This is a genomic window from Pseudomonas sp. stari2 (assembly GCF_040760005.1).
Lineage (GTDB): Bacteria > Pseudomonadota > Gammaproteobacteria > Pseudomonadales > Pseudomonadaceae > Aquipseudomonas.
Genome location: NZ_CP099760.1, coordinates 4933752 through 4954903, shown reverse-complemented (window position 1 = coordinate 4954903; position 21152 = coordinate 4933752). Strand labels below are relative to the sequence as shown.

General features: G+C 58.2%; 20 protein-coding genes, 5 tRNA genes and 1 riboswitch. Of the genes, 15 read left to right on the top strand and 10 right to left on the bottom strand.

What is annotated here, in order from left to right; all coding sequences use genetic code 11:
- Window positions 1-9: 9 nt before the first annotated feature.
- Window positions 10-519: a 6,7-dimethyl-8-ribityllumazine synthase gene (locus tag NH234_RS22645; RefSeq protein ID WP_011335530.1), complete on the bottom strand. Its 510-nt coding sequence runs from the start codon at window positions 517-519 to the stop codon at window positions 10-12.
- 102 nt (window positions 520-621) lie between these two features.
- Window positions 622-793, bottom strand: a riboswitch (FMN riboswitch).
- Between the two features lie 197 nt (window positions 794-990).
- Between NH234_RS22645 and ltaE the strand changes: the two genes are divergently transcribed.
- The 8 genes from ltaE to NH234_RS22605 all read left to right on the top strand — a co-directional run bounded on the left by ltaE (window position 991) and on the right by NH234_RS22605 (window position 7109).
- On the top strand, window positions 991-1995 hold the full coding sequence (gene ltaE, locus NH234_RS22640) for a low-specificity L-threonine aldolase (protein WP_367254358.1): 1005 nt from the start codon (window positions 991-993) through the stop codon (window positions 1993-1995).
- Between the two features lie 146 nt (window positions 1996-2141).
- Complete coding sequence (alaS, locus tag NH234_RS22635; RefSeq protein WP_085730360.1) at window positions 2142-4766, top strand: alanine--tRNA ligase; 2625 nt, start codon at window positions 2142-2144, stop codon at window positions 4764-4766.
- 90 nt (window positions 4767-4856) lie between these two features.
- Window positions 4857-6098 (top strand): aspartate kinase, encoded by a 1242-nt coding sequence (locus tag NH234_RS22630; RefSeq protein WP_007951048.1) that lies wholly within the window; start codon window positions 4857-4859, stop codon window positions 6096-6098.
- A 187-nt stretch (window positions 6099-6285) separates the two neighbouring features.
- The gene (csrA, locus tag NH234_RS22625) at window positions 6286-6474 is read left to right on the top strand and encodes a carbon storage regulator CsrA (RefSeq protein ID WP_002554426.1); all 189 of its coding nucleotides are present in this window, start codon (window positions 6286-6288) and stop codon (window positions 6472-6474) included.
- Window positions 6475-6536: 62 nt separating this feature from the next.
- Window positions 6537-6627 (top strand) — tRNA-Ser (locus tag NH234_RS22620).
- A 107-nt stretch (window positions 6628-6734) separates the two neighbouring features.
- Window positions 6735-6811 (top strand) — tRNA-Arg (locus tag NH234_RS22615).
- Window positions 6812-6883: 72 nt separating this feature from the next.
- Window positions 6884-6960 (top strand) — tRNA-Arg (locus tag NH234_RS22610).
- A gap of 72 nt (window positions 6961-7032) precedes the next feature.
- Window positions 7033-7109: transfer RNA gene (locus NH234_RS22605), tRNA-Arg, on the top strand.
- A gap of 19 nt (window positions 7110-7128) precedes the next feature.
- Here the strand turns inward: NH234_RS22605 and NH234_RS22600 are convergent.
- Window positions 7129-7647: a cell envelope protein SmpA gene (locus NH234_RS22600; RefSeq protein ID WP_085730361.1), complete on the bottom strand. Its 519-nt coding sequence runs from the start codon at window positions 7645-7647 to the stop codon at window positions 7129-7131.
- A gap of 319 nt (window positions 7648-7966) precedes the next feature.
- Between NH234_RS22600 and mgtE the strand changes: the two genes are divergently transcribed.
- Window positions 7967-9409, top strand: a complete 1443-nt coding sequence (gene mgtE, locus NH234_RS22595) for a magnesium transporter (protein WP_085730362.1) — start codon at window positions 7967-7969, stop codon at window positions 9407-9409.
- Window positions 9410-9523: 114 nt separating this feature from the next.
- Here mgtE and NH234_RS22590 read toward each other — a convergent pair whose 3' ends face one another.
- Complete coding sequence (locus NH234_RS22590) at window positions 9524-9850, bottom strand: Arc family DNA-binding protein (RefSeq protein ID WP_003178899.1); 327 nt, start codon at window positions 9848-9850, stop codon at window positions 9524-9526.
- Window positions 9851-10239: 389 nt separating this feature from the next.
- On the opposite strand from NH234_RS22590, the gene phnN reads away from it, so the two are divergent.
- Complete coding sequence (phnN, locus tag NH234_RS22585) at window positions 10240-10809, top strand: phosphonate metabolism protein/1,5-bisphosphokinase (PRPP-forming) PhnN (RefSeq protein ID WP_085730364.1); 570 nt, start codon at window positions 10240-10242, stop codon at window positions 10807-10809.
- Here the strand turns inward: phnN and NH234_RS22580 are convergent.
- Window positions 10784-10963, bottom strand: coding sequence for a PA3371 family protein (locus tag NH234_RS22580; RefSeq protein ID WP_085730365.1), 180 nt, complete (start codon window positions 10961-10963; stop codon window positions 10784-10786). The two genes, phnN and NH234_RS22580, sit on opposite strands and share 26 nt — an antisense overlap.
- Window positions 10964-10982: 19 nt before the next feature.
- Window positions 10983-11213, bottom strand: coding sequence for a hypothetical protein (locus NH234_RS22575; RefSeq protein ID WP_085730366.1), 231 nt, complete (start codon window positions 11211-11213; stop codon window positions 10983-10985).
- 284 nt (window positions 11214-11497) lie between these two features.
- On the opposite strand from NH234_RS22575, the gene NH234_RS22570 reads away from it, so the two are divergent.
- A tRNA-Arg gene (locus NH234_RS22570) sits at window positions 11498-11574 on the top strand.
- Between the two features lie 72 nt (window positions 11575-11646).
- On the opposite strand, the gene NH234_RS22565 is transcribed toward NH234_RS22570, so the two are convergent.
- Window positions 11647-13032 (bottom strand): lysozyme inhibitor LprI family protein, encoded by a 1386-nt coding sequence (locus NH234_RS22565; RefSeq protein ID WP_367254357.1) that lies wholly within the window; start codon window positions 13030-13032, stop codon window positions 11647-11649.
- Between the two features lie 222 nt (window positions 13033-13254).
- Here NH234_RS22565 and NH234_RS22560 point away from each other — a divergent pair, with 222 nt between their 5' ends.
- The 4 genes from NH234_RS22560 to NH234_RS22545 all read left to right on the top strand — a co-directional run bounded on the left by NH234_RS22560 (window position 13255) and on the right by NH234_RS22545 (window position 18448).
- Window positions 13255-14859: a tetratricopeptide repeat-containing response regulator gene (locus tag NH234_RS22560; protein WP_085730389.1), complete on the top strand. Its 1605-nt coding sequence runs from the start codon at window positions 13255-13257 to the stop codon at window positions 14857-14859.
- Window positions 14856-15548 (top strand): sensor histidine kinase, encoded by a 693-nt coding sequence (locus NH234_RS22555; protein ID WP_367254356.1) that lies wholly within the window; start codon window positions 14856-14858, stop codon window positions 15546-15548. The genes NH234_RS22560 and NH234_RS22555 overlap by 4 nt, the downstream gene beginning before the upstream one ends.
- Window positions 15549-15767: 219 nt before the next feature.
- Window positions 15768-17009 (top strand): glutamine synthetase family protein, encoded by a 1242-nt coding sequence (locus NH234_RS22550; protein ID WP_367257224.1) that lies wholly within the window; start codon window positions 15768-15770, stop codon window positions 17007-17009.
- Window positions 17010-17077: 68 nt separating this feature from the next.
- Window positions 17078-18448 carry an MFS transporter gene (locus NH234_RS22545; protein ID WP_367254355.1) on the top strand — a complete coding sequence of 457 codons (1371 nt, stop codon included), beginning with the start codon at window positions 17078-17080 and terminating at the stop codon, window positions 18446-18448.
- Window positions 18449-18522: 74 nt separating this feature from the next.
- Here NH234_RS22545 and NH234_RS22540 read toward each other — a convergent pair whose 3' ends face one another.
- The 4 genes from NH234_RS22540 to flgA all read right to left on the bottom strand — a co-directional run bounded on the left by NH234_RS22540 (window position 18523) and on the right by flgA (window position 21151).
- On the bottom strand, window positions 18523-19257 hold the full coding sequence (locus NH234_RS22540) for a flagellar brake protein (RefSeq protein WP_367254354.1): 735 nt from the start codon (window positions 19255-19257) through the stop codon (window positions 18523-18525).
- Window positions 19258-19352: 95 nt separating this feature from the next.
- Complete coding sequence (locus tag NH234_RS22535) at window positions 19353-19820, bottom strand: flagella synthesis protein FlgN (RefSeq protein WP_085730394.1); 468 nt, start codon at window positions 19818-19820, stop codon at window positions 19353-19355.
- Between the two features lie 48 nt (window positions 19821-19868).
- Window positions 19869-20195: a flagellar biosynthesis anti-sigma factor FlgM gene (gene flgM, locus NH234_RS22530; protein ID WP_367254353.1), complete on the bottom strand. Its 327-nt coding sequence runs from the start codon at window positions 20193-20195 to the stop codon at window positions 19869-19871.
- Window positions 20196-20389: 194 nt separating this feature from the next.
- A complete protein-coding gene (gene flgA, locus NH234_RS22525; protein WP_085730396.1) occupies window positions 20390-21151 on the bottom strand; it encodes a flagellar basal body P-ring formation chaperone FlgA in 762 nt (253 codons plus the stop codon).
- Window position 21152 lies beyond the last annotated feature (1 nt).

Sequence of the window (21152 nt, the reverse complement as noted above, 5' to 3'; positions counted from 1 at the left end):
GTTATTGCATCAGACCGCTACGGCGCGCGGCTCGGTGCGGCGCAACGCACGCACTTTCTGCAGCGTATCCGCGCAAGTCTTCGCCGCTTCCTGACCCTTGTGCACGAAATGCTCGAAGAAGAACTTCTGGTGTTCTTCGCCAGCGTGGAAGTGGTGCGGGGTCAGCGATACCGAGAACACCGGTACTTCGGTTTCCAGCTGAACCTGCATCAGGCCGCTGACGACCGACTGGGCAACGAACTCGTGACGGTAGATTCCGCCGTCCACCACCAGGGCGGCGGCAACGATGCCGGCATAACGACCGGTCTTGGCCAGCAGTTTGGCGTGCAGGGGCATTTCAAAGGCGCCGCCGACTTCGAAGAAATCGATGTCTGATTCCTGATAGCCCTGAGCGATCATTTCGGCGAGGAAACCTTTACGGCTCTGGTCGACGATTTCCTTGTGCCAGCAGGCCTGAATGAACGCGACGCGCTCGCCGTGGGTGTGTTTGCTTTTGCTGTCGATAGCGGTGGGTTGCATGTTCTGACTCCTGTTTGTGTGAAAAACAGGGCTTTATGAATCGAAAGGGATTCAAGGGTACGCACGCTCGCGCGAACACGGCGGACGGCCCTTTGGCGTCAATCCCGTTCTCTCTTCATCCGGACTGTGACCGTCGGCCCCGGAATCACACCGGGTCTGCTGACCTTGCCGCCGTTCACGGTTTTTGCCGTGCCCGTCACCAAGCGCTCGCGGGCTATGCGCATTGCGCGCAATTACCGCCGGTGGGGAATTGCACCCCGCCCTGAGAACGTTTCGCCACCCTTTATCGGGCGGCGCAGCGTTTTTATCACAGATTGCGGGGCCGTGCATTGCGCCTTTGTGATGATTGCCATCGGATTTTTCGAAGCGTGGAAACGACTTTTCCTTGCGCGAGGGTTGATTAATCCGCGCCATGCCCGCAGTAATTCCCCTTCGTAAAGGGATTTCCCCTGCTGACTTGAGGCCAGGTACATGAGCGTTATCGATCTTCGCAGCGACACCGTCACCCAACCGACCCCCGCCATGCTCGACGCGATGACCGCTGCGGCCACCGGTGATGATGTGTATGGCGAAGATCCGACGGTCAATCGTCTGGAAGCCGAAATGGCAAAACGGCTGGGTTTTGCTGCGGCGCTGTTCGTCCCGACCGGCACCATGAGCAACCTGCTGGGGTTGATGGCGCACTGCGAGCGCGGCGACGAATACATCGTCGGTCAACAGGCGCACACCTATAAGTACGAGGGCGGCGGCGCAGCGGTGCTCGGCTCGATCCAGCCGCAGCCGCTGGAAGTGCAGGCCGATGGCTCGCTGGACCTGGATCAGGTGGCAGCGGCGATCAAGCCCGACGACTTCCACTTTGCCCGCACCCGTCTGCTGGCGCTGGAAAACACCATGCAGGGCAAGGTGTTGCCGATGGAGTATCTGGCCCGGGCACGTCAGTTCACTCGAGACAATGGCCTGCAGCTGCATCTGGACGGTGCGCGTCTGTACAACGCCGCCGTCAAGCTCGGGGTTGATGCCCGGGAAATCACGCAACACTTCGATTCGGTGTCAGTGTGCCTGTCCAAAGGACTCGGCGCGCCGGTCGGTTCGGTGCTGTGCGGTTCGTCGGCGTTGATTGCAAAGGCGCGGCGCCTGCGCAAGATGGTCGGCGGCGGCATGCGTCAGGCCGGATTGTTGGCGGCGGCGGGGCTGTATGCGCTGGATCACAACGTCGAGCGTCTGGCGGATGATCATGCCAACGCGCAGTTGCTGGCCGAAGGCCTGCGCGAGGCCGGTTTCAGTGTCGAGCCGGTGCAGACCAACATGGTTTACGTGCAGATGGGTGATCGTGCCGATGCGATCAAGGCATTCGCTGCCGAGCGCGGGATCAAATTGAGCGCTGCCGCCCGGCTGCGGATGGTCACGCACATGGACGTCGATCGCTCGCAAATCGAGCAAGTGATCGCGACATTCGTCGAGTTTTCGCGCAAGTGACAGCGTTAGCCACCCAATTGACCGTTTCTATCGTATAAACACGCTGTACCCCGCGCGCAGGGCCGATATAATGCGGCCCTTTGCCGTCGTTTCGTCTGTTGACGTTTCGTACAGGCCTTTGGCCGCAGCCTCCGTGGAAGAACCTAATGAAAAGCGCAGAAATCCGTGAAGCCTTCCTTCGCTTCTTCGAAGAGCAAGGCCACACCCGTGTAGCCTCCAGCTCTTTGATTCCGGGCAACGACCCAACCCTGCTGTTCACCAACGCGGGGATGAACCAGTTCAAGGACTGCTTCCTGGGCCAGGAAAAGCGCGCATACACCCGCGCCGTTTCCAGCCAGAAATGCGTGCGCGCCGGCGGCAAGCACAACGACCTGGAAAACGTCGGTTACACCGCCCGTCACCACACCTTTTTCGAAATGCTGGGTAACTTCAGCTTCGGCGATTACTTCAAGCGTGATGCCATCACCTACGCCTGGAACTTCCTGACTTCCGAGAAGTGGCTGAACCTGCCGAAGGAAAAGCTGTGGGTCACCGTCTACGCCAGCGATGACGAGGCCTACGACATCTGGACCAAGGAAATCGGTGTGCCGGCCGAGCGCATGGTGCGTATCGGCGACAACAAGGGCGCGCCATACGCCTCCGACAACTTCTGGACCATGGGCGATACCGGCCCGTGCGGTCCTTGCACCGAGATTTTCTACGATCACGGCGCCGACATCTGGGGTGGCCCACCGGGCTCGCCGGAAGAGGACGGCGACCGTTACATCGAAATCTGGAACAACGTGTTCATGCAGTTCAACCGCACCGCCGATGGCGTGTTGCACCCGCTGCCAGCACCGTCGGTGGATACCGGCATGGGCCTGGAGCGGATCAGTGCCGTGCTGCAGCACGTTCACTCGAACTATGAAATCGACCTGTTCCAGAGCCTGCTGGCCGCTTCGGCCAAGGCCATCGGTTGCAGCAACGATAATCAGGCGTCGCTGAAAGTCGTGGCTGACCACATCCGTTCCTGCGGCTTCCTGATTGCCGACGGCGTGCTGCCGTCCAACGAAGGCCGTGGTTACGTGCTGCGCCGGATCATTCGTCGCGCCTGCCGTCACGGCAACAAACTGGGCGCTAAAGGCAGCTTCTTCTATCAAATCGTTGCCGCTCTCGTGGCCGAGATGGGCGATGCCTTCCCTGAGCTGAAATCCCAACAGGCGCACATCGAGCGCGTACTGAAAGCCGAAGAAGAGCAATTCGCCAAGACCCTGGAGCAGGGCCTGAAGATCCTCGAGCAGGATCTGGCCGAGCTCAAAGGCGACGTGGTTCCGGGCGACGTAGTGTTCAAACTCTACGACACCTACGGTTTCCCGATGGACCTGACCGCGGACATCGCCCGCGAGCGCAGCCTGACCATCGATGAAGCCGGTTTCGAGCGTGAGATGGAGGCCCAGCGCGTCCGTGCGCGTTCCGCCAGCTCCTTCGGCCTGGACTACAACAGCCTGGTCAAGGTTGATGTCGATACCGAATTCACCGGCTACCACGCCACCAGCGGCTCGGCGAAAGTCGTTGCTCTTTATAAAGATGGCCAGTCCGTGGACGTCTTGAGTGAAGGGCAGGAAGGCGTTGTTGTTTTGAACAAGACGCCGTTCTATGCAGAATCCGGCGGCCAGGTTGGCGACTGCGGTTACCTGCAGGCCGGCAACAGCCGTTTCGACGTGCGCGACACCACCAAGACCGGCGGCGCGTTCCTGCACCACGGCGTGCTGGCGTCGGGCAGCCTGATCGTTGGCGCACCGGTGGAAACCCACGTCGAAGCTGACGTGCGTCACGCCACTTCGCTGAACCACTCGGCCACTCACTTGCTGCACGCTGCGTTGCGCAAAGTGCTGGGCGATCACGTTCAACAGAAAGGTTCGTTGGTCGACAGTCAGCGCCTGCGCTTCGACTTCAGCCACTTTGAAGCGATCAAGCCTGAGCAACTGAAGGCGCTGGAAGACATCGTCAACGCCGAGATCCGCAAAAACTCCGCCGTTGAAACCGAAGAAACCGATATCGAAACCGCCAAGCAAAAAGGCGCGATGGCGCTGTTCGGCGAGAAGTACGGCGACAACGTGCGCGTGCTGAGCATGGGCGGCGATTTCTCCGTCGAGCTGTGTGGCGGTATCCACGCCAACCGTACCGGCGACATCGGCCTGCTGAAAATCATCAGCGAAGGCGGTGTGGCATCGGGCGTGCGTCGTATCGAAGCAGTCACCGGCGCTGCGGCGCTGGCTTACTTGAACGCTGCTGAAGAACAACTCAAGGAAGCGGCCAGCCTGGTCAAGGGCAGCCGCGAAAACCTGATCGACAAGCTGTCGGCCGTACTGGAGCGCAACCGCGCGCTGGAGAAGCAGCTCGAGCAGTTGCAGGCCAAGGCCGCTGCCGCCGCCGGCGACGATCTGTCGGCTTCGGCTGTGGACGTCAAAGGCGTGAAGGTTCTGGCCGTGCGTCTGGACGGTCAGGACGGCAAGGCGCTGCTGGCGCTGGTCGATCAGCTGAAAAACAAACTCGGCCGCGCAGTGATCCTGCTCGGCAGTGTCCATGAGGAAAAGGTCGTACTGGTTGCGGGCGTGACCAAGGACCTGACTGGCCAACTCAAAGCCGGTGATTTGATGAAACAGGCTGCTGCGGCAGTGGGCGGGAAGGGCGGTGGTCGTCCGGACATGGCGCAGGGCGGCGGTGTCGACGCCGGCGCACTGGACAGCGCACTGGCGCTGACCGTTCCATTCGTCGAGCAGGGTTTATAAGACGGTCTGTCTGGCCCGCAGTCTAGTGGCGGGCCCGGCGGCTGTTCGAGTGATTATTGGGCGCCCTTCATGGGCAGAGGCGGCTTTGAAATGGCTTTGATCGTACAGAAATTTGGAGGCACCTCGGTCGGCACTGTCGAGAGAATCGAGCAGGTCGCCGACAAGGTTAAGAAATTCCGCGATGCCGGCGATGACCTGGTGGTTGTGCTGTCTGCAATGAGCGGCGAGACCAACCGTCTGATCGATCTGGCCAAGCAAATCAGTGGCGAAGATCAACCGGTTCCCCGTGAACTGGACGTGATCGTGTCCACCGGTGAGCAGGTGACGATTGCCCTGTTGGCCATGGCGCTGATCAAGCGCGGTGTGCCGGCGGTGTCGTACACCGGCAACCAGGTGCGGATCCTGACGGACAGTGCGCACAATAAAGCGCGTATCTTGCAGATTGATGACCAGAAGATTCGTGGTGACCTGAAAGCCGGTCGCGTGGTTGTGGTCGCCGGTTTCCAGGGCGTCGACGAGCACGGCAACATCACGACCCTGGGGCGTGGCGGTTCCGACACCACCGGCGTGGCGCTGGCCGCTGCGTTGAAGGCTGATGAGTGCCAGATCTACACGGATGTCGACGGTGTCTACACCACCGACCCGCGTGTGGTATCGGTTGCTCAGCGTCTGGACAAGATCACCTTCGAAGAGATGCTGGAAATGGCCAGCCTCGGTTCCAAGGTGCTGCAGATCCGTGCCGTGGAATTCGCCGGCAAGTACAACGTTCCGCTGCGCGTACTGCACAGCTTCAAGGAGGGTCCGGGCACCCTCATTACTATTGATGAAGAGGAAACCATGGAACAGCCGATCATTTCCGGCATCGCTTTCAACCGCGATGAAGCCAAGCTGACCATCCGTGGCGTGCCAGACACCCCGGGCGTGGCGTTCAAGATTCTCGGCCCGATCAGTGCCGCGAACATCGAAGTCGACATGATCGTGCAGAACGTCGCGCACGATAACACCACCGACTTTACCTTTACCGTGCACCGCAACGACTACCAGTCCGCGCAGACCGTGCTGGAAAACACCGCTCGCGAGATCGGTGCCCGTGAAGTGGTTGGCGACACCAAGATCGCCAAGGTCTCGATCGTCGGCGTCGGCATGCGTTCCCACGCAGGCGTGGCCAGCCGCATGTTCGAATCCCTGGCGAAGGAAAGCATCAACATCCAGATGATCTCGACGTCGGAAATCAAGGTTTCCGTCGTGATCGAAGAGAAGTACCTGGAACTGGCCGTGCGCGCCCTGCACACGGCTTTCGAACTGGACGCTCCGGCCCGTCAGGGCGAGTAATCCTGGTCAATGAGGGGCGCGGTCTGACCGCGCCCTTTATTTTTTGAATGGCGCGAGCCCTGAACTGTTCTTTTGCTCGCGCTGGTCAATACTCAGGCATGTAGGGCTACGATCGCTCCGGTTGTAGGTCGGGTGCCTTTTTTTTGCAGACTGTTGTCCCTGAAATGATTCGCGTGAGGAGAAAGGTATGCTGATTCTGACTCGTCGGTGCGCAGAAAGCCTGATTATCGGTGATGGCGAAATCACCGTGACCGTGCTCGGCGTCAAAGGAAATCAAGTGCGTATCGGCGTCAATGCCCCGAAAGAGGTCGCCGTGCACCGTGAGGAAATCTACCTGCGTATAAAGAAAGAGAAGGACGAAGAACCAAGTCATTAATTTTTATTGATTTTTATGTTTGCAAACGGGGAAAAGGTTGGTTAAGATACGCCCCGTGTTGCGGAGAGCTGGCCGAGTGGCCGAAGGCGCTCCCCTGCTAAGGGAGTACACCTCACAAGGGTGTCGGGGGTTCGAATCCCCCGTTCTCCGCCATTATTTGCTTAGTACGTTGTAATCTGGCTTTTTCTGTAAGTTGTTGAAATTAATAGAAAAAGTGGTTGGAATAGAGATTAGACGGGCTATAATGCGGCGCAACAAATGCACTCGTAGCTCAGCTGGATAGAGTACTCGGCTACGAACCGAGCGGTCACAGGTTCGAATCCTGTCGAGTGCACCATTTAAGAGTCAGTTGCAGCAATGTAAATGACTCGGCTTCAACCAGGTGTGATCTGGTCTAACAAACACAAATGCACTCGTAGCTCAGCTGGATAGAGTACTCGGCTACGAACCGAGCGGTCACAGGTTCGAATCCTGTCGAGTGCACCATTTAAGAGTTAGTTGCAGCAATGCAGATGACTTGGTTACAGCCAGTTGTGGTCTGGTCTAAAAACACAAATTGCACTCGTAGCTCAGCTGGATAGAGTACTCGGCTACGAACCGAGCGGTCACAGGTTCGAATCCTGTCGAGTGCACCATATACCGAAAAGCCCGCGTTTAACGCGGGCTTTTTGTTGTCCGGGATTTGGCTTTTCCCGTCACGCATCCTTTCTCATCAAAATCGACTTGAGCACTGCGGCCTCGCTTGAGGTCGTAACGATAGCTCGTTGCCGAATTGCGAATGCTGACCTTGTCGGGTTTACCCAAGGCGCTTTCAACATCCTGTTGGCTCATGCCGGCGATTATTCGTTGATTGATGATTGCTTCGCGCTTCTGTCGCGCGTCGATCAGATCTCCGCATTTGTCCTGAGTGCGCCCTACAACGGCCATTTCTCGCTTTCTGATATTCATATCGGATATTTCTTCATGCCGGGCTTCGGGCATCAGTGCCACCGTCGAGCCAGGCGAGTAGGGGCGTACTTCCTGAAGTGAAAGGTGCTCATCGCTCGCGCAGCTCAGTGTCGTGAAGGTGATGCTGCCGTCAGGGGCTTCACAGCGATGAAGTGTTGTTGCGTTCCCCATGTGTGGGAGGCAGAGCAGGGTGGTCAGCATGAAACAGGATGTTTTCGATGGCATTTGGCGTCCTCCATGACGATCCTCCTCAAGCGTAGTCGGCAGTTTTTTCATCGCTGGTGTGTTTTCTTTTCAGGATAAGTCGTCGCACTCTGAAGAGTCAGGACGGCGCTCAGGTTTGTCTCGCAAGCGCTTGTTTCGGCCTAGATTTTTAACGTTTAAAACCGTCAGGCGGTGTATCATTGCGCCCGTCAGCCCCGCCGGGGCTTATGGAAAACCTCCATGGACTTACCCAGTAGTTACTCAGTACCCCGTTTTACCAATCATGAATTGACTGATTGATCCTTCCGGCGTGCCCCGCTGCTGGGAGTGGAGTTCGCCTATGTCCGAAATCGAAGTAAAGAAAACACAGGAAAGCCTGCAGGATCGCCTGGCTCAGGTCGTTGAGCTGCTGCAGCGCCAACGGGTCGTCGAAGACCTGACTCATCGCCAGGAAGGCGCACATCATGACCGGGTCGAGAACCTGGTCCACCGGCAAAACCTCGTCGAGCTGCAACGCAAGCTCGATGATCTGCACTCCGCCGACGTTGCCTACATTCTTGAAGCCCTGCCGCTGGACGATCGTCTGACGCTCTGGCAGTTGGTCAAGGCTGATCGCGACGGCGACATTCTTCTCGAAGTATCCGACTCCGTCCGTGAAACGCTGATCGCCGACATGGACGATCACGAGCTCCTGGCTGCCGCCAAGGACATGGATGCCGACGAACTTGCTGATCTGGCCTCCGAGCTGCCGCGAGATGTCGTCCATGAGCTGATGGAGACCCTGGATCAGCAGCAGCGTGAGCGCGTGCGTTCGGCCCTCTCCTATGACGAGGAGCAGGTCGGTGCGCTGATGGACTTCGAGATGGTGACCATCCGTGAGGATGTCAGTCTCGAAGTGGTTCTGCGTTACCTGCGCCGCCTGAAAGAGCTGCCGGGCCATACCGACAAACTGTTCGTGGTCGATTACGACGGCGTGCTCAAGGGCGTGCTGCCAATCAAGCGCTTGCTGGTCAATGATCCGGAGAAACAGGTTTCCGAGGTGATGGCCAGCGATCCCGTGAGTTTCCACCCGGACGAAGACGCCTACGACGCCGCTCAGGCGTTCGAACGTTACGACTTGATCTCGGCCCCGGTGGTCGACAAGAACGGCAAGCTGATCGGCCGTCTGACCATCGACGAAATGGTCGACCTGATTCGTGAGGAGAGCGAAAGTGAAGTCCTCAACATGGCGGGTCTGCGTGAAGAGGAAGATATTTTCGCTTCGGTCTGGAAATCCCTGCGCAACCGTTGGGCGTGGCTGGCGATCAACCTGATCACGGCATTCGTCGCGTCGCGGGTGATCGGCCTGTTCGAAGGCTCGATCGAGAAGCTGGTGGCACTGGCAGCCCTGATGCCGATTGTCGCGGGCATTGGCGGCAACTCCGGCAACCAGACGATCACCATGATCGTTCGTGCCATGGCGCTCGATCAGGTCAGCACCGGCAATACTTCGCGCCTGATGCGCAAAGAGCTCGCTGTAGCGCTGATCAACGGCCTGGTCTGGGGTGGTGTGATTGGTGTGGTGGCTTATTTGCTTTATGGCAGTTGGTCACTGGGCGTGGTGATGACGGCTGCCATGACGCTGAATCTGCTGTTGGCGGCACTGATGGGGGTGTTGATCCCGATGACCCTCGCCAAGATGGGGCGCGATCCGGCAATGGGAGCAAGTGTGATGATCACAGCCATGACCGACAGTGGTGGCTTCTTCATCTTCCTGGGGTTGGCGACGATTTTCCTGCTCTGATCGCCTGAATTGAAAAGGCCCGCCAATTGGCGGGCTTTTTTTCGCCTGTGAAAAGCCTGAATTGCGGGCAAAAAAAAGCCAGCACTCATGCTGGCTTGAGATGTTCGGTTTGACTCAGGATGCGTCTGCGGCCATTTCGGCGTCGTGGGCGATCAGAGAAACCAGCGCGTTCTGCTGGCGATGGGAGAGTTGACGGAAGCGTTGCAACAACTCGCGTTCGTGCAGCGAAAGCTCCGGGCTGTCGAGGCGCATGCTCAGCTCTTCGCCCAGTGCACCTTCCTGAATAAGACTCTGCTCAAGGCGCGCAATGATCTCGGAGTTCATGCTGCGATGATGATTGCGAGCCACCTCGGCAATGCGTTCACGCATTCCGTCTGGCAGACGTACGACGAACTTGTCAGCCGTACGGCTGGAATAAATTGCCTGTTTCAATGGGCGCATATATTTAACCGGTTAGTTCAGGGGAGCGGTTCTCGGGATTGGCCGCAGGATGAGTCGTAGGACAAGCATCCGCGCCAAATGGTTCAACCTGAATTGTTAAGAGGCTCGCATCATGCCTCAAAATTGCCAGATCATTGGCGTCAATTCTGTGACAAATATTGATCCGGGTAAAGGCGTAATGCCAGCACCAATTATCAGAAATGCGGACTGGTTTGAAAAGAATGCGTCGGCCCGTATCGCTGACCGCGTCCTGAAGCGCACGAACAGATGCTCGAAGGCATCAGACCGTGCATGCTATGCGGCTAGAATCCTTGTTCCTTACCTTGTACAGGATAGTGGCGAATGGCCGATTTACTAGGGGCAAATGCCCGCCGGAGGGCGTTTTCAGGATGGATGGCAGGCTGATTTATCTCATGGGGCCATCCGGTTCCGGCAAGGACAGTCTGATCGAGGCTGCGCGTGCCCCGTTGCGTTCGTTGAACTGCGAAGTCATACGTCGGGTGATTACCCGTTCGGCCGAATCCGTGGGTGAGGATGCGATCGGTGTGACGCCGCAAGAGTTCGAAGAGCGTCAGCGCGCCGGGGATTTTTCTCTGGCATGGCAAGCCAACGGCCTCTCCTACGGAATTCCGGTGGAAATGGAACAATGGTTAAAAGCCGGGAAACATGTGCTGGTCAACGGCTCTCGGGCGAACCTTCGACAAGCGCTGGAAGCCTATCCGACACTGGTGCCAGTGTTGCTGACAGTTCGCGATGATGTGTTGCGTGACCGCCTGCTCCGGCGTGGTCGGGAGACGCTTGAGCAGATCGATGCGAGGCTTGCCCGCAATACACTGTTCAAGGAAAGGCGCTCAACCGATATGGCTGTGCATCTGATCGACAACTCGGGCGACCTGGCCGATGCCGTTGGTCACCTGTTGGAGCTGGTCATGCTTAACGCAGTACCGGATCAAACTTGATCTTGCGCCCGGCAACCAGGGCCAGCGCAAACAGCACAGAGAAAACGCCGCAGCCAATCAGGGGCAAAGATATTTCGGTCTCTTCGAACAGCGAGAAATGCAGAACACCGCTCAAGAAAGCGAGGATCAACAACCCCAGGGCGGATTTGGACATGCTGTACTCCGGAAATGATTCAAAACACCAAGCGTTCGGACATCGGTGTCGTCTGTGCCTGATTTGACTCGCTGACGTCTTGCGCAAGTACGCCGCGCTGATCACTCAGCACCGCCCACTGCGGCGCCTTTTGCACTTGCAGATAATGCGGCATGCGCTGGGCCACTGCTTCGTTGTGCTGGGGAATTAATTGAAATCCTACCAGAACCGTCAGGGCGATTGCGTTGGCGAGCAAGAGGACGCGGTTCATGAGACGGTTCTCCAGTTGTTCTTTTATGAGAATCACTGAAGCATCCGTCGTGCCACTAGTCTAACCGCTGGCAAGTCCTTTAAAAACAAGCATTTAGCAGGGTTTTTAGCATGGAGTGGATTGCATTCTGCAATGATGGCTTTTTGGAGGGATGCAAATTGCACGATAAAACGTCCGACTGCATTGCAGGGCGCCTGCCTACACTTAAAAAGCCCTGCGGACGACATGACAAATCAGGGCCCGGCCGTTAACATGCACGCCGTCTGTCGCACCGACAGTCCTGTGTCTCAGTAGCTCAATTGGATAGAGCATCCCCCTCCTAAGGGGAAGGTTGGCAGTTCGAACCTGCCCTGGGACACCACACATTCAAAAGCCCCGCGCAGAGTGATCTGGCGGGGCTTTTTTGTGGTTGTCTGCAACGCCAAACAATGGCCTAAAAGATCTCTGCCCCATCTTCGGCTTTGCCAATAGTGGAGCTGACCTGCGTGACATGTCGGCGTCCGTTGACCGAGTAACTCAGCTCGGTACCTTCTGGCCCAGGTTTACGCAGCATCAGTAATGCGGGTAGTCCGTTTTCCTCGTTATAACTCCCGTACCAATTGATCAGCCTCGCGATGTAACACTCGTTAGCGATGGTCACCGACATGTCTGTGACCGGTTCTACTACGTAATAACTGGCGCCATAGCTGTTGTAGCTATCAGGGTCTTCTTCTGATGCAGGAACGGGGCAGATGGGACCTTCCTGCGGGTTCGTTAGCAGAGGTTTGCCGGCATTCGATTTGATCAGAGCCTGGGTGAGCGTCTTTTGCAAACCGGCCGCAATTTTGTAGGCGGTGTCATCTGCGTCACGGTGCTGACTGCGAGGTACAGTCAGTTTGTAGTCGTACCGGACCGTGACCGTCGGTATCTGGCTGTTGATCTTAAGGGGATTGAGCAAGTACAAATCATCCGCGCCGTATGAACCGTTGCGGAAGGCGAGATACATCCTTCCGTGAGATTTGATCCAGCCTGCCGACTGGTTGGCACCGCGATCACTGGTGGAGAACAACGAGCTGCCGGCGCTGGCTTCCGGATCATACGGGACCAACCTTCTCGTAAAGCGCTCTCCATCTCGACGGAAGGTTTCATGGAAACTGAACAGGCTGGTACCACCGGTATAGGTTGAAACGAACAGGTCCCGTTGGCCGTCGCCGTCCAGGTCTATCAATGTGTAATTCGCCTGACCTTGCTCGGCATCAGCATCGAGGCCGGAAGTGTTAAGCGCTTTCCATTCATCCTGGGTGACGCCCTTGGGTATTCTTTTGGGGAAGACTGTCTGATCCTCGGCAGGGTCGTCATTTGGATCGCCGGAGAATGAGGTTTCGCCATTTTCGCTGGTGAGAGAGCCAAGAGCCCGCTCCAGCGCAAACTCCGGATTCTCCTTGCTCATCTCCCGAACTCGCAGTTGCAGATCCTCCATGACCTGCCTGTCAACGTCGTCGGGTCTATAGGCAACGGCCTCGATCCACTGCGCGTGCAATACCTGCAAGCGATCCCGATAGTGCTGGCTCAGGCAGTCGATATTGTCAGCGCACTCATTACGTTCGCTCAGCCACCGACGCTGGGTATTCTTCAGTTCGGCCCGCATCTGCGGCGCCGCATTCATCAACTTGCGATAAACCGCCCCCATCTGCGCATCCAGCTCATACAGCGGCTTCTCCGCGCAAATTGCATTCTCCACAACACTCACAGCCTTTGTGCAGTCCATTCCGCTGGCCTGTACCTGCTGGAAAAACAGCAGCGCACAGGCCGATACGATGTAGCGTCCTTTGATGTACACGATGAAAACCCTGAAGTAGGAGGGTGAGAGCAGGCGCGCAGGGTAATCGCTGTGCAATGAATCTTGAAGCCCCGCTTCAAGAGAACCGTTGATCCGGCCGATAACCCATTCGGTGACTTCAGAGTCGCACGAAATCGCTTGATAGCATTTGGCCGGCAGCTATCATCTGCGCGCCTGAAATATGCCCTCGGTCCATCCTCTTCAATTGCCTGGAAATCCTCGATGCTGTCGTATCACCAAAAGAGTTTTCTGATCGTCGATGATTTCTCGGATTTCCGCAGTTCCGTGCGCTCGATGTTGCGCGAGCTGGGCGTCAAGGACGTGGACACCGCCGACACCGGTGAGCAGGCGCTGAAAATGTGCGCGCAGAAGTCCTATCACTTCATCCTCCAGGATTTTCACCTCGGTGACGGCAAGAAAAACGGTCAGCAGGTGCTGGAAGACCTGATGGTGGACAAGCTGATCAGTCACGAAGCGGTGTTTGTGATGGTCACCGCCGAGACCAGTCAGGCGATGGTGCTCAGTGCTTTGGAACACGAACCGGATGCGTACCTGACCAAGCCGTTCAACCGCATCGGGCTGGCCCAGCGCCTGGAACGACTGGAGCAGCGCAAGACCCTGCTCAAACCGATTCTTCAGGCCCTCGACCGTGGCAAACCGGTCGAGGTACTCAACGCCTGTATCGCCCTGTGCAAACAGGACATCCGCTATTCGCCGCTGTGCCTGCGTTACCGCGCCGATGCCTTGCGCGACATGAATCAGAACGAAGCGCTCGAGCGGCTGTATGACAGCATCATCGCTGACCGGCCGCTGCCGTGGGCATTTGCCGGTCTGGGCAAGTTGTTGTTCAAGCGCGGTCAGATTGCGCAGGCCAAAGGCGTGTATGAAAAAGCCCTGAAGGTGTTCCCGATGATGCCGGCACTGTACGACGGCATGGCGGATGTCCTGGTGGCCGAAGGCGATACCAAGGGCGCGCAACAGGTGTTGGAAGAGGCGATCCGTCTGTCGCCGCTGGCGGTACGTCGACAAGCGTTGCTCGGCAAGCTGGCGATGGCCAACGAGGATTTCGACACGGCGTCGCGGGCCTACCGTCAGGCCGTATCCCAAGGTGCGCAGTCGCGCTTCAAGGACCCGGAGAGCAATCTGGGCCTGGCCCATGCGCTGATCAGCAAGGGCAGCGAGAAAGGACTCGATACCCGCACGCGGCTGGAGATCAACACCACCCTCAGTGCCGTGGCCAAGGAGAACCCGACCGACCCTGGCCTGCAGATTCGTGCGCGACTGATGAAGGCCACCAGTCTGCTGCTCAATGACGCCGAGACCGCCGAGAAACTCACCGAACAAGCGCTGATGCGTCTTGACGGCATGGAGCAGTTCATGAGCCCTGAAGCGGCGTTGTTGGTCGCCAAGCAATTGCAGATGCTCGGCCAGGCCGAGGCGGGCACGTCGATGCTCAAGAGCTGCGCGGAAATCTACGGCGATGACCCGACGGTGATGAAGGACATCGCCAAGCTCACCGACGACCCGACTATTCTCAGTTCCAGTAACGCGGCTGCCGACCTCAACCGTCAGGGCGTGCGCGTGTACAAGACCGGCAACCTGGTGGAGGCCCGGGAGGTGTTCCGCAAGGCGCTGAAGATGCAACCGAAGAACATCAGTATTGCGCTGAACATGGCGCAGTCGCTGCTGCATGGCACCGACACCAGTGTGCCGTCGGCGGAGCTGGAAGAATGTCGGGCCTGCCTGAAACTGGTGGGCATGATGCCCGACACCGACGCGCGTTATTCGCGTTATCAGAAGCTGAAAAGCAAGGCGTTTGGCGAATGAACCAAGACGAGCAGGCACTGGATTTTTCCACGGTGATTGCCTCCACCGTGCACGACATGAAGAACTCTCTGGCCATGCTCATGCAGGCCCACAGCCAATGGCTGGCGCGCCTGCCCGAGGCTCAGCGCAAGGTGCCGGAGCAGGGCGTGATCGATTTCGAGTTCGCCCACCTCAACGGCATGCTGGTGCAGTTGCTCGGGCTGTACAAGCTCGGGGTCAACCAGATGCCGTTGCAGCCGGCGTATCACGAGTTGGACGATTTCATCGAGGCGCAACTGGCGGCTCATCAAGAGGTTTTCGCCAGTCGTGGAATCATTGCCACTTACGAAGTCGACCCTCTGAGTCCCCTGGGTTTCTTCGACCGTGAACTGATCGCCTCGGTGCTCGGCAACTGCATCAACAACGCGATCCGCTACGCCCGTGAATCGCTGCTGATCACTGTCAGCGACGAGGCCGGGCAACTGGTGTTGAGCATCAACGATGACGGCGACGGCTACCCGGTCGAGATGCTCGAACGTCAGGCCGATTATGTGCAGGGCATCAATCACAGCAGCGGCAGTACCGGCCTGGGTCTGTACTTCGCCGGACGCATCGCGGCGCTGCATCAGCGCAACGGTGTCGGCGGTCGGACCGAGATCCGCAATGGCGGGCCATTGGGTGGTGGTGTGTTCAGTATTTACCTGCCCTGAATCACGGATTCATCGACTCGAAGTCTTTTTGTTGGCCGCTGCTTGATATTCCGAACAGCTGAAGCCTATTTTGTCCGGGTCGCCGTTCGCGGCTCGCACAATAACAAGGATTGCGTCATGACAACCGATGGCCAGCGTTCACTCGCGCAGCGATTGACGGGCATTGATGAGATTGAATGTGTCACGCCGGATTTGAACGGCGTACCACGAGGCAAGGTAATGACCGCCGAGGGTTTCCTCGAAGGGCGGCGTTTGCAGATGGCTCGGGGGGTGCTGCTCCAATGCATCATGGGGGGCTATCCCGCTGCGCGGTTCTACGGCAGCGATGATGGCGACCTGGCGCTGGTGGCCGACCCTGCGCAAATCCATCCTCTGCCGTGGAGTCAGGAGCCGCGCGCGCTGGCCATCTGTGATGCCGACGAGCTGACCGGCGAAAGCTCCAACCTGTCGACCCGTGGCCAGCTCAAGAAAGTCATTGCCCGCTACGCAGCCCTCGGCCTGGCGCCGGTGGTGGCGACCGAACTCGAATTCTTTGTGTTCGCTGCGAACACCGATCCGACTCAACCGTTCCAGCCGCCAATCGGTCTCGACGGTCGTCGCGAGGACGGTCACTCGGCGTTCAGCGTCAGCTCCAACAACGGTCTGCGCCCGTTCTTCAGTGAAGTCTATAAATGCATGGCGGCCCTGGGCCTGCCGCGCGATACCTTCATGCACGAAATGGGCGTCAGCCAGTTCGAGATCAACCTGTTGCACGGTGATCCGCTGTTGCTGGCCGACCAGACCTTCCTGTTCAAGCACCTGCTCAAGGAAGTCGCGCTCAAGCATGGCCTGACCGTGGTCTGCATGGCCAAGCCGCTGGCGCAAACGCCCGGCAGTTCGATGCACATTCACCAGAGCATCGTCGAGATCGGCAGCGGCAAGAATGTGTTCAGCGATGAGAACGGTCAGCCGACCGCGATGTTCCGCCACTTCATCGGCGGGCAGCAGGCGGGCATGGCCGATTTCACCGCGCTGTTTGCACCGAACGTCAATTCCTATCAGCGCCTGTGTCATCCGTTTGCGTCGCCGAACAATGCTTGCTGGTCTCACGACAACCGCGCAGCGGGCCTACGGATTCCGGCCAGTTCGGCGGTCGCCCGTCGGGTCGAAAACCGTTTGCCGGGCGCCGATGCCAACCCTTATCTGGCGATTGCCGCGAGTCTGGCGGCCGGTCTGCATGGCATCGAGCATGAACTGGAACCGAGCGCGCCGATCCAGGGTGAGTTCGAAGTGCCGGACAATCTTTCGCTGCCGTGCACGATGCACGCTGCGCTCGAACGTCTGAAACGCAGCCAGTTGGCCAAGGAACTGTTCGGCAAGGAGTTCATCGAAGGCTACATCGCTTCGAAAACCATGGAGTTGACCAGTTTCTTTGATGAAATCACTCCCTGGGAACGGCGTGTTCTAGCTGCCCAGGCCTGACGAACTGTCGCCATCGGGCTATCGTTCGATAGCCCGATACTCACTGCAAGGAGCCGCTCGGAACGCCGATGCGCCAAATCTGGAAATCCTTTCGAGCGCTGTATTTCGCCTCGCTGATGATGTTGATCGGCTCGGGCCTTCTTTCTACTTATCTGGCGTTGCGTCTGGCGGCCGACCATGTCGATGGACTGTGGGTTGGTGCGTTGATGGCGGCCAACTATTTTGGTCTGGTGCTGGGCGGCAAGATCGGTCACCGCCTGATTGCCCGGGTCGGGCACATCCGCGCTTACTCGGCGTGTGCCGGCATCGTCGGCGCGGCGGTGCTCGGCCATGGTCTGGTGGACTGGTTGCCGGCCTGGCTGGTGCTGCGGACGATTGTCGGTCTCGGCATGATGTGCCAGTACATGGTGATCGAGAGCTGGCTGAACGAGCAGGCCGACGCCAATCAACGCGGCGTGGTGTTCAGCGGCTACATGATCGCTTCGTATCTGGGGCTGGTGCTCGGTCAGCTGATTCTGGTCATGCACCCGGGGTTGGGCCTGGAACTGCTGATGCTGGTCGCCCTGTGTTTTGCGTTGTGTCTGGTGCCAGTGGCGCTGACTCGACGGATTCACCCGGCGCCGCTGCATCCGGCGCCGATGGAGCCGCGCTTTTTCATCAAACGCGTGCCGCAGTCATTGAGTACGGTGCTCAGTGCCGGTTTGATCATCGGTTCGTTCTACGGTCTGGCGCCGCTCTATGCGTCGCAGCAGGGACTGTCCACCGAACAGGTCGGTCTGTTCATGGGTACCTGCATTTTTGCCGGGCTGCTGGTGCAGTGGCCGCTGGGCTGGTTGTCTGATCGTTATGACCGAGCCTTGTTGATCCGTTGCTTTGCCGGGTTTCTGGCGATAGCTGCCTTGCCACTGGCGATCATGCCGCAGGTGCCGCTGGAGATTTTATTCGTCGTCGGCTTCCTGTGTTCGCTGGTGCAGTTCTGCCTGTATCCACTGGCCGTGGCGTTCTCCAACGACCATGTCGAAGGCGATCGGCGGGTATCGCTCACCGCGATGTTGCTGGTGACCTATGGGGTCGGCGCCAGCATCGGGCCGTTGCTGGCCGGTGTGTTGATGAAAATGTTCGGCAGTCAGAGCCTGTATGCGTTCTTCACCTTTTTCGCGCTGGTGCTGGTGTGGCGCATCCGGCCGAAAGCCGTGACCAATCTGCACCAGGTCGACGACGCACCGCTGCATCACGTGGCGATGCCGGACAGCATGTCCAGTTCACCTCTGGTGGCGGCGCTCGATCCACGGGTCGACGAGCAAGTGGTGCAGGAGCAGATGCAGACCACGGTTGCACCTGAACCGGCACCCGAGCCCGCCACTGAACCTGAATCACCTGTTGAGCCGGATGCCGGCAACGACAATCCTGCACCGGACATCAGTGGCGCCAGGCCTTGATCCTGAAAAAACACCAGGCATAAAAAACGGGCAGTCACCGCAAGGGACTGCCCGTTTTTCATGGTGCGTACGAATCAGAGGTCGTCTTTGTCGAAGCGCCGTGCTTCACGTTGCAACTGATAGACGAAACGCTCGACGTTGCGCGCTGCCGGGCCGCTGATGTTGTGAAAGCGCAGGCCGGCGAAGGTGATGTTGAGTTTTTCCTCGAAGTGCAGGTAACGCAGTTCGACCGATATTGGTTGATTGCCGAACAGTGGCGGTGCGATCAGGCGATCGTAGACCTGGCCCAGTTGCAGGCGGTTGGTGATATCACCTTCAAAGCGCAGCTTGCAGCCGGTAGCGGAAATATCCAGCAGCTTGCCACCAATCGGCGACTTGAGCTTTTCGCCACCCAGTTCGACGCTGACCAGATCGGTCAGCTTCAGGGCCGCGCGGAAGGCATTGCGGCGCTGGTGATAGACCACTTCGCTGGGCATCTCGCCGACATAGAAGCGGTCACCGTCGGATTCCTTGATGTCCAGCGTGCCGTTGTATTCCCAGGCGATGCGCACGCCTTCGTGGAAGCCTTCGACCTTGAAGGATTCGCCAGCCAGCAGGAAGCGCTCGCCATCGCGCGGGATCATTTCGTCCAGGGCAATGGTGGTGGTTTCCCGGTCGACCTTGATCAGGTAGCTCTGGAAGCGCTGGCTGCGTTCGTGAAAGGTGATGATCAGCGGATCGTGGCTCTCTTGCAGCTGGCGCAGATTGCTGGAGATCTCCAGGGGCGTGGTAAGCACCTTTGGGGGCTGCGGAGCGTCATCATTGGACACGTTTAATCAATCTCCAGACAAAATTTGACTACGGCTGGCCATTATTTTGCCAGCATGTATCGCGCGTTGATAGGGCGCAAGCATGGAAGAAAGCATCACGCCTGGCTGAGCGCGCGCGGTTTCTGCAGTTTGGAGAAGGTGCCACTGGCGTCATAGAGCGCGGGAGGCTCGCCGCCGGTAAGGATTTTCAGCTGGTTGGCCGTGGCGGCCTGCTGTATCACGATCGACTGGCCATTCTTGACGTTGGCCGCCTGGCACTGGGCGATCAGATCGGTCAGAACGTCGCTCTGACTCAGCAACTGATCGCCGATGCTCGACTGGCTGGCGAGTTGCTCCAGACCTTTACGGTCGAGCGACAGATTGAGGCTGGCGAGGATTTCGCTGCGCTTGCGGCCATGCTGCTCGAGCAGAATGATCAATGCCTGTTTGCGCGCCAGAATTTCTTCCAGCAGTGGCATGTCGCGACCATGCAAGGCGAGGGACTCGGATTGCAGTAACTCCAGCAATTGTTGAGCTGGAGCAAAGTCGTCGGTGATCAGTTGCAATAAAGTAGTGTCGTGCATGGCTGGCCTTGGGTTTTAAGCGTCCAAAAGCCTGGCGCAGGCCGAGGCCTAGCGCTGGGCTTCGAAGTTGAGCAGTTTGCTGGCTACACGGTTGCTGTCGACTTTATAGCTGCCATCGGCAATCGCTGCTTTCAACTCGGCCACACGGGCTTTGTCGACGGCAGGCTGATCGCGCAGCTTGTCAGTGACCTTCTGCAACTGTTGAGCCTCATTGCTGAGGTGTACCGATTCCCCGCTTTTTGCGGTACTGGCCTGTTCGGCCGGGGTATTCAGCGGCGTGGAAGTGCCGGTTTCGGCGGTTTCCTTGGGCGCGCTGGTACGTGTACTGCCCGTAAGTGACGAGGAGCTGTTCAAACGGCTGAAATCGATGACCATGTTAAAAACCTCTGGGAATTTGGACGCTTGCCATGTTCTCGGCCATCCCCTGGAAAACTTTAGGCTCTTTTACCAATGAGCCTGCATGCGCCGCGCAGGTCCTGCTGCGGCACAGTTTAGGGAACCGCTCAGGTTGGCGCCAGTTTTCTGCGCGACCACTCACGAGGCTTTCCTGTCATCGCTCCAATCGTTGCTCACATTGCCACTTCCACTTGGCCCGGCGCCATGACCTGCGCCTTGATGACCCGTTGAGAATTGAGGTTTTTCACTCGAATCTGCTCTTTCAGGCCGCCGTTGGACAGGGCCTCGCCCGGCATGCGTACGGCGAGTGTGCCGCTGCGAGCCGTAATTACCACTTGATCCCCTTTGCGAACGACTTCCGCCTGTTCCAGGTGCACAAGGGTAATCACTTGGTCGGCGACCGTTGGTCGGGTCAATTTTTGCCCGATCGCCTCATCCACCGACGTCAGGAAACCCTGATTGATCTGGCTGACGTCATGTTCACGCAGAGTCACGTCCTGAGGTTCGATTATTCCTGCGCGCTTGAGGGGACGAGTGGTCGTCACAACCTCGCGAAACAGGCGGACTTGAGCGGGTACGAACACGGTCCAGGGGGAGGCGCCTTCACAGCGGACCTTGACGGTCACACGACCCAAAGGACGCCCCGGACTCTCCAGGGACGCTGTCAATTCCTTGTCGCACATAGGCATGCGCATGCGCGGATCGAGCTGCTTGACCTCGATTTCATAACGCCCTTCTGTTTGACTGGTAGCCAGATAGTCTTCTACGGTGAATTCAAGAAAGCCCTGAGTGACGCCGATAAGCATGTCAGGCAAGGTAACCGCATCAGCAATGGCAGGGCTGCCCGCGAAAAACAGGCAAGCGGCGGACACCGCGCAAAGTCCTCTGCGAAGGGGGGATGTCAGGCGTCGGAAAAATGTCGTTTGAGTGTTCATA